This window comes from Sinorhizobium americanum, assembly GCF_001651855.1.
In the GTDB taxonomy this organism is placed as follows: domain Bacteria; phylum Pseudomonadota; class Alphaproteobacteria; order Rhizobiales; family Rhizobiaceae; genus Sinorhizobium; species Sinorhizobium americanum.
Map to the genome: position 1 here is coordinate 1 of NZ_LNQC01000057.1, position 6,962 is coordinate 6,962.

The 6,962-nt window shown below is 57.4% G+C and carries 7 protein-coding genes; 2 read left to right on the top strand and 5 right to left on the bottom strand.

Annotated features, from left to right (window positions below; genetic code table 11):
• The 5 genes from ATC00_RS17280 to ATC00_RS17300 form a co-directional block, all read right to left on the bottom strand.
• The coding region (locus ATC00_RS17280) for a thiamine pyrophosphate-dependent enzyme (RefSeq protein WP_234782341.1) at window positions 1-390 on the bottom strand (390 nt) is incomplete at its 3' end.
• Window positions 391-483: 93 nt separating this feature from the next.
• Entirely contained in the window at window positions 484-1,530 is a 1,047-nt protein-coding gene (locus tag ATC00_RS17285) for an ABC transporter permease (RefSeq protein WP_064253734.1), read from the bottom strand.
• An 85-nt stretch (window positions 1,531-1,615) separates the two neighbouring features.
• On the bottom strand, window positions 1,616-2,554 hold the full coding sequence (locus ATC00_RS17290; protein ID WP_064253735.1) for a substrate-binding domain-containing protein: 939 nt from the start codon (window positions 2,552-2,554) through the stop codon (window positions 1,616-1,618).
• Window positions 2,555-2,644: 90 nt separating this feature from the next.
• The gene (locus tag ATC00_RS17295; protein ID WP_064253736.1) at window positions 2,645-3,511 is read right to left on the bottom strand and encodes a sugar phosphate isomerase/epimerase family protein; all 867 of its coding nucleotides are present in this window, start codon (window positions 3,509-3,511) and stop codon (window positions 2,645-2,647) included.
• 11 nt (window positions 3,512-3,522) lie between these two features.
• Window positions 3,523-4,686, bottom strand: a complete 1,164-nt coding sequence (locus tag ATC00_RS17300) for a Gfo/Idh/MocA family protein (RefSeq protein ID WP_161951924.1) — start codon at window positions 4,684-4,686, stop codon at window positions 3,523-3,525.
• A 653-nt stretch (window positions 4,687-5,339) separates the two neighbouring features.
• On the opposite strand from ATC00_RS17300, the gene iolG reads away from it, so the two are divergent.
• Both iolG and ATC00_RS17315 read left to right on the top strand, forming a co-directional pair.
• The gene (gene iolG / locus ATC00_RS17310) at window positions 5,340-6,332 is read left to right on the top strand and encodes an inositol 2-dehydrogenase (protein WP_064253738.1); all 993 of its coding nucleotides are present in this window, start codon (window positions 5,340-5,342) and stop codon (window positions 6,330-6,332) included.
• Window positions 6,333-6,377: 45 nt separating this feature from the next.
• Window positions 6,378-6,953 carry a Gfo/Idh/MocA family protein gene (locus ATC00_RS17315; RefSeq protein ID WP_234782343.1) on the top strand — a complete coding sequence of 192 codons (576 nt, stop codon included), beginning with the start codon at window positions 6,378-6,380 and terminating at the stop codon, window positions 6,951-6,953.
• The last annotated feature ends 9 nt before the right edge of the window (window positions 6,954-6,962 follow it).

A 6,962-nucleotide genomic window follows, 5' to 3' on the forward strand; every position in this document is an offset into this window, starting at 1 on the left:
CGCCGCGCCGCAGGTGATCGGCGCCCCCGCCGCGACGATGCCGTTGGCGCCCAGCATGCCCTTGCGCAGGTCGGCAATGTGTTGCGATCCGCCCTTGCCGCCGCAGGTGCCGCTCGCCCGGCCGAACAGCTCGGCCATCATGCTGTCGATGTCGACGCCTTTGGCGATCGAGTGACCATGACCGCGGTGCGTCGAGGAGATGTAGTCGTCGTCGCGAAGCTGCAGGCAGACGCCAACGGCGCTCGCCTCCTGGCCGGCATAGAGATGGGTGTTGCCGGGGATGTCGCCGGTACCCATTTCCTGCATCACCCGTTCCTCGAACCGGCGGATCATCCGCATGGTTCGGTAGACGTTGACGAGCTCATCATGTGATAGCTGCAGAGCTGACATTTGTTCCTCACTGATATTTCGGTCCGGCACGGCGCTTAGGAACCGATCTTTCTTCGTCGGCATCCATCGGGCGTGTGGTCCCCTCGATTCAGTTCACACTCTTGTTTTTCGGGAGCGTCTGTACTGATCGATGATGACGGCTGCGACGATGATCATCCCCTTGATGATCTCCTGGTAATAGGAGCCGACCTTAAGGAAGGTGAAACCGGAGGTGATCACGCCGAGAATGATAGTTCCGATCACGGTGCCAGTGATGCGACCGACGCCGCCGGCAAGCGATGTGCCGCCAATCACCGCGGCCGCGATGGCATCGAGCTCATAGGCAACCCCCATTGTAGGCTGGGCGGAGGCCGCACGTGCCGCGGTCACAACACCGGCAAGGCCGGAAAGCAGGCCAGCGATGGCATAGACCTTAAGAAGGTGCGAGCCGATATCGATGCCCGACACTCGCGCAGCCTGCGGATTGGCGCCGATCGCATAGGTGAACTTGCCGTAGCGTGTATAACGCAGAGCGATATGTGAGATGATCGCAACGGCAATGAAAATAATTACCGGCAGCGGCAAGGGGAAGCCCAGGAGGATAAAGCTCTTGCCGAGCCAGGTGAAGTCAGGATTCAGCAGTCCGATGGGCTGGCCAAGCGTGTACCACTTGGCAACGCCGCGGGCGCAGACCATCATGCCCAGCGTAGCAATGAAAGGCGGAATATTGGTTTTGGCTATTATCAAGCCGTTGATAAGACCGGCAAGCAAGCCAACTAAGAGCCCTGCCAGAATTGGCCAGATCGGAAGCAGATCCGTCAGCGCCGGATAAAGGGCGCGCACGTCTGCCGAGCTTTGAGCAAGCGACGCCGCCACCATAGCAGCGAGACCAAGCACGGAGCCCGATGAGAGGTCGATCCCACTCGTAATAATCACCTGCGTTACGCCAACGGCAAGAATACCGATGACCGAGACCTGAAGAATAATGATCGACAGCCGCTGCTGGTTGCCGAGGAATGAACTTCCAACAAAAATCCAGCCAAGAAGCTCGAACATGAGCGCAATACCGACGAGCACAAGGGCCGTCGACATTTCGTTCGAAAGCTTTCTTTTCGCTACCGGCTTTTCTGCCACGGCCGTGGCTCCCGAGGACGTTGTCATTGCGAAGAAACCTCCGCCTTAAGAGTCGTTGGAGATAGCCTGCGGATGTGCCGCCGTGTGCGGCACATCCGCAGGTGAGCGGCGATCAGTTCTTGTTGAGGTAGGTGTCGACGTTAGCCGCATTCACCAGTTCAAACGGAATCCAGACCGGGGATTGGACCTTCTCGCCCTTGGCAAGCTTGATCGCGGTGTCGACTGAACCGGCGCCCTGTCCCACCGCATCCTGGAAGACTGTGGCGTCGAGATCGCCGGTCTTCACGTAATGCATCGCTTCCTTGGTGGCATCGATGCCGGCGACGATGACGTCCTTCATCTCCCACCCGGCCGCCTTGAGCGAGTTGACAGCGCCCAGCGCCATATCGTCGTTGTTGGAAAGGACCGCGACCGGCTTGTAGCCCGCCGTAATCCAGTTGGTCATCAGATCTTGCGCCTTCACCGGATCCCACTGTGCCGTCTGCTCGTCGATGATCTTCATGAAGTTGCATTCCGGCGTCGCAACGACGTCGTGGACCGCCTTGCTCCGCTGTTCCGCAGCGTGTTGGGCGAGAACACCCTGGATGATCAGAATGCCAGCATCCTCGGTCTTGCCCTCTTCCTTCAAGACGCGGCAGACTTCCTTAGCCTGCAGCGTGCCGGCATCGATCTCCTTCGAGCCGATGAAGGCGGCCTTCGGGCCAAGCTGGTCGAGATCGCTTGGCGTGTTGTTGACATAGACCAGCGGAATGCCGGCGTCGGCCGCCATTTTGGTGATTGTCGGCGTTGCGGTGCTTTCCACGACGTTGACGATGATGGCGTCGACCTTGGCGGCAATGAAGTTCTGGATCTGCGACAGCTGTTTGTTGACGTCGGCGTCGGCAAACTCGATCTGCAGAGGTTGATTGGTCTTGGCGGCCTCATCCTTCATCGCCTGAACCATGACCGCCAAGAACGTATCGTTGGAAGCAATGGTAACCCCGATATCTCCTGCATAAGCAGACGAAGCCGCGAGAAGGATCGCCGTTGTGCTAATAATCATTCGCTTCATTTCTATTCCCCTTTTCTTTGTTCAGGTGTCCGGCAGCACCCAGATCATCCGGACCGTCCTCCTCCACGAGAAACGGCTACATGGTAACGTTTACATACGAGATTCTGCTGTTGATGCGTTTGCGGCGTCCACGAACGGTCTGAGATATTCCAGCGAGACGCGTGCTACCCAGTCGGGCTCGATGCCTCGCTGGTGGAAGCCGCATTCCATCGACAGATAGCCGTCGAAGCCGGTTTCCTTCAGCGCGTCGATGAGCGCCGGGAAGTCGCCCCTGCCCATGCCGGGTGGCAAGCGGTTGTTGTCGGAAGCGTGGATATGGACCAGGTCCTTCCCCATCGCATAGACATAGTCGCTCATCACCTCCTTCTCGGTAATGACGTGATGGCTATCGAACATCAGCCGTACGTTCGGCTCACCGACGTCCTTCATCATGTCGATGGTATTATCGCAGGTGTTGACGATGTTGCTGTCTTCCGGCGTGGGCTCGATCACAATCTCGACGCCGAAGTCCTGCGCGAAGACGGCGATTTCCCGAATTGCCTGCGCGGCCCAGTCCCATGCCTGCCGATATGTCGTTCCGAAGATATACCAACCCGGCAGGCAGATCAGCCGCTTGCCCCCCCAATCAGCGGTGAGCTGGACCATGTCCTTGTAATGATCGACGGCCCAACGACGTTCCTCCGGAATCGGCGACGCGACATTATTGCCAGGCCCGCCGCCATGCGCCGGCAGCATAGCCGCCAGCTCCAGCTCATAGTCCTTGAGCATCTTGCCGATGTCTTTGCGCCTTTGGGCGCTCAGCGTTGGCGGAAAGACATGAGGGCTGGCCGCGCCGATTTCGATCGCGTCGTACCCGATTTTCTTGATCCGCCTGATCGTTTCCTCAAGCGTATAGGCCGGCAACCATGTTGGGTTGCTTGCGTAGGGCCAGGTGTGCATTGCGAGCTTGATCGTCATGGGATCACTCCTCAGGAAGCAGACTGCTTGATATCTTCCCAGGCGCCCTTCTCTCCCGAGACGAGAATGGCTTCAGCAATGCGCTCGATCTGCACGCCGTCCTTGAAGTCCGGCGAGGCCGGCTTATTCTCGGCAATGGCCTTGAGGAAGTTGTACCATTCGATTGATTTGATATCGATATAGCCCTGCCCCATGCCGGCAACCGGCCACAGCTTGTCGCCGAACGGCTGGTTCGGTCCGGAATAGATGGTGCGAAAGCCGAACGCATCCGCCGGATCATCAGCAAAGGCTACGCGAAGCTCATTGAGGCGCTGGTAATCGAATGCGATCGAGCCTTTGGTGCCGTGGATCTCGAAGCCAAGCTGGTTATGGTGGCCCCACGAATTGCGCGTCACTTCGATGCTGCCGTGCGCCCCGGTGGCAAACTTGATTAGAGTGAGCGCAGTATCGTCGACGTCGACCTTGCCCTTTTCCGAGGAGGCGGCACCACTTTGGCCAAAGAAGCGCCCGAGAGGCAATGGCCGTTCCGGAATGAAGGTCCTGACGATGGCGTTGACGGAGGCAAACTCGCCGACCAGAAGGCGCGCCGCATCGATCACATGCGTCCCGATATCCCCGAGCGTACCTGAGCCGGCCTTGGCCTTGTTGAAGCGCCAGGACAGAGGCGCATTCGGGTCAGCGCCCCAATCCTGGAGGTAGTAGCCCCGGAAAGTGAGGATATCGCCAATGCGCCCCTCATCAATCAGGCGCTTTGCCATCTGCAGGGCCGGCGTGTGACGATAGTTGTAGGAGACCATTGTCACTACGCCAGTCTCGTTTGCCGCAGCAAGCATCGCCTCCGCTTCCGCAACCGTCATCGACATCGGCTTTTCGCACATGACGTGCTTGCCGGCCTTTGCGGCAGCGATCGAGATCTCGGCGTGCGTATCATTCGGAGTGCAGATATCGACGATATCGATATCGGGGCGCGAGACCACCTCGCGCCAATCGGTCGCGTACTCCGCGAACCCATACTGTTTGGACGCCTTCTGCGCCATCTCCTCGTCGATGTCGACGATAACCTTGCGTTCGATCTCGATCGGCGCACCGAAGAGAATTGGCACCACCGCGGTGGCAATCGAATGGGCCTTGCCCATGAAGCCTGTACCGATCAATGCAACGTTCAGCTTTTTCAACCTTCGTCTCCCCATTCGAGCCGGCAATGTGCCTGGCTGTGGCAAATTTCGATCCTGCCGTAGTTTTTTCTCATGTAAACGTGTACACCATAAAAAAATTGCCGTGTCAACGATTACATGGTAGAAATCGGACACACTGTTTCACCTGCTGTCGCTCCGGTCGTTGTCCGAAACGGCGGAGGAAATGGCCGAAGAGGCGCCATCGGGCATCGTCCGAGACGATTTTTGGTCACTGAGAGCAGGCAAAGCACAGAGTTTTGGGAGGATTGGGAGGTTTCAATGCATCAACAACGCCGCAGACGTCTGGGGAGCAGCATCGCAGTCTTCGTTGTAGTGCCCCTTTTGTTGCTCCAGGGTGGGCTCGTGAACTTTCAAGGAGCGATAGCGGTCGTCACACACGAGGTCGTTAGAATGAGCGAAATGAGAACACAATTGGCCGAAGCGAAGCTAGCTGCGCTCAAACATTATCTGGGCTTTTCGCGCTGACATGCGTGTAGCGATGCCCCTGGCGTGTAAACGTCCCCATTGGCGAAAAGACCCGCTTTGCTAGCCGCAACGCAAGAAACCCCTCGGACGCGCGGGCCGAACGGCCACGCCGCGTAAGCGATGCTTGGCAGTGCCGACAACTTGATACGCTTGAATTTGCTTGATTTTTGAAAGGACAAAGAACGCTTCGAATCGGGATTTTGGGATGCGGAAGAATCGGACAGGTGCATGCTCATTCCATCCAGCGAATTTCGCAGGCAACGCTTGTCGCTGTCGCCGACGCCTCGGCAGATGCAGCAAAGGCTTGTGCACGGCGCTTCGGGGTAGAGGTTCGCGACACCGCCGGTATCCTGGCGGCGAAAGACATAGATGCCGTGGTAATCGCCACCTCTACACCGACCCATTTCGACATGATCCACGCCGCGGCGGCAGAAGGCAAAGCTATCTTTTGCGAAAAACCAATCGATCTTTCTTCCGAACGAGTCCGGACATGCATTGATGCTATTGAAAGGGCAGGCGTTCCTTTCATGACCGCGTTCAATCAGCGCTTCGATCCGCGACAGCGAGTGAAGGATGGCGAAAGTGGGGATGTTGAAACAGTCTCGATCACGTCCCGGGACCCCGCGCCTCCTCCAGCGGCTTACATCAAAGGTTCAGGGGGCATTTTCCGGGACATGATGATTCACGACCTGGACATGGCGCGCTTCGTGCTGGGTGAGGAACCTGTCGAGGTATTTGCAGTCGGATCCAATCTCATTGACGAAGCAATCAGAGAAGCGGGTGATGTGGACACGGCGGCAGTCATTCTGACGACTGCCTCTGGCCGTATTTGCCAAATTACAAACTCTCGCAGAACGACCTACGGTTACGACAAGCGTCTTGAAGTACACGGCTCAAAAGGCATGCTGCGCGTCTCAAACGTCCTGGAAAACCTCGTGGAAAGCGCCAAAATCACGGGCTTCCAGAGTGCGCTTTCTCAACCGTTTTTCCTCGAGCGCTTCGAGGCAGCTTATCTCGCCGAGATGAAGCACTTTGTCGAAGCTGTTTCGACTGGGTCGACGCCAATTCCGAATGCACAAGATGGGCTTCGGGCGCAGCTCATTGCCGATGCGGCAACGCTGTCCTGGCAAGAAGGCCGGGCCGTGGCGATCCCAAAGTAGCCGAAGCGCGGTCTCGGTAATTCAGAGATAGATAGGAATAGTCTAATGAAGCTTGCAATTATTGGGCTGGGTCGCGTGGCCGAGCTTCACGTTCAGGCGCTTCGCCAACTCGGTTCCGACATCTTCATCGGAGGATGGAGCCGGTCGTTGAACAAGGCCGAAGAATTCTGCCGGCGGTTTGGTGGCACGGTCTATGCCACTCTTGAAGACCTCTTGTCGGACAAGCAGATCGATGCCGTCCTTGTTGCCACAAGTACCGCTTCCCATTTCGAGTACGCGAAACGTTCGATTCTGGCGGGCAAGCACGTGCTTTTGGAGAAGCCCCTTTGCGAGCGCGCATCTCAAATAAAAGAGCTTGCCGTACTTGCGAAGGCTCACAACCGGATTTGTATGCCCTCACATAACTATGTGTATGCGGAAAGCATGAGGCGGCTGAACGCTCACATTAAGAATGGCAACCTTGGCGACATCGTAAGCTTTTGGGCGATCTACAATAAGCGGCACGACGCCTCAATTGGCGAACCGGATCTCACAATGCGCGAGCTGATGGGTATCCATCCGAGCAGTGCCGCGGGATTTTGGGTGCCGCGCGTGGTAACGTCGGTTCATGGAGATCGATGAGGACAAGAT

Excerpts from the sequence above, each read along its gene's own strand:
- ATC00_RS17285 (WP_064253734.1), bottom strand. The coding sequence starts at position 1,530 with ATGACAACGTCCTCGGGAGCCACGGCCGTGGCAGAAAAGCCGGTAGCG.
- ATC00_RS17290 (WP_064253735.1), bottom strand. The coding sequence starts at position 2,554 with ATGAAGCGAATGATTATTAGCACAACGGCGATCCTTCTCGCGGCTTCG.
- ATC00_RS17295 (WP_064253736.1), bottom strand. The coding sequence starts at position 3,511 with ATGACGATCAAGCTCGCAATGCACACCTGGCCCTACGCAAGCAACCCA.
- ATC00_RS17315 (WP_234782343.1), top strand. The coding sequence starts at position 6,378 with ATGAAGCTTGCAATTATTGGGCTGGGTCGCGTGGCCGAGCTTCACGTT.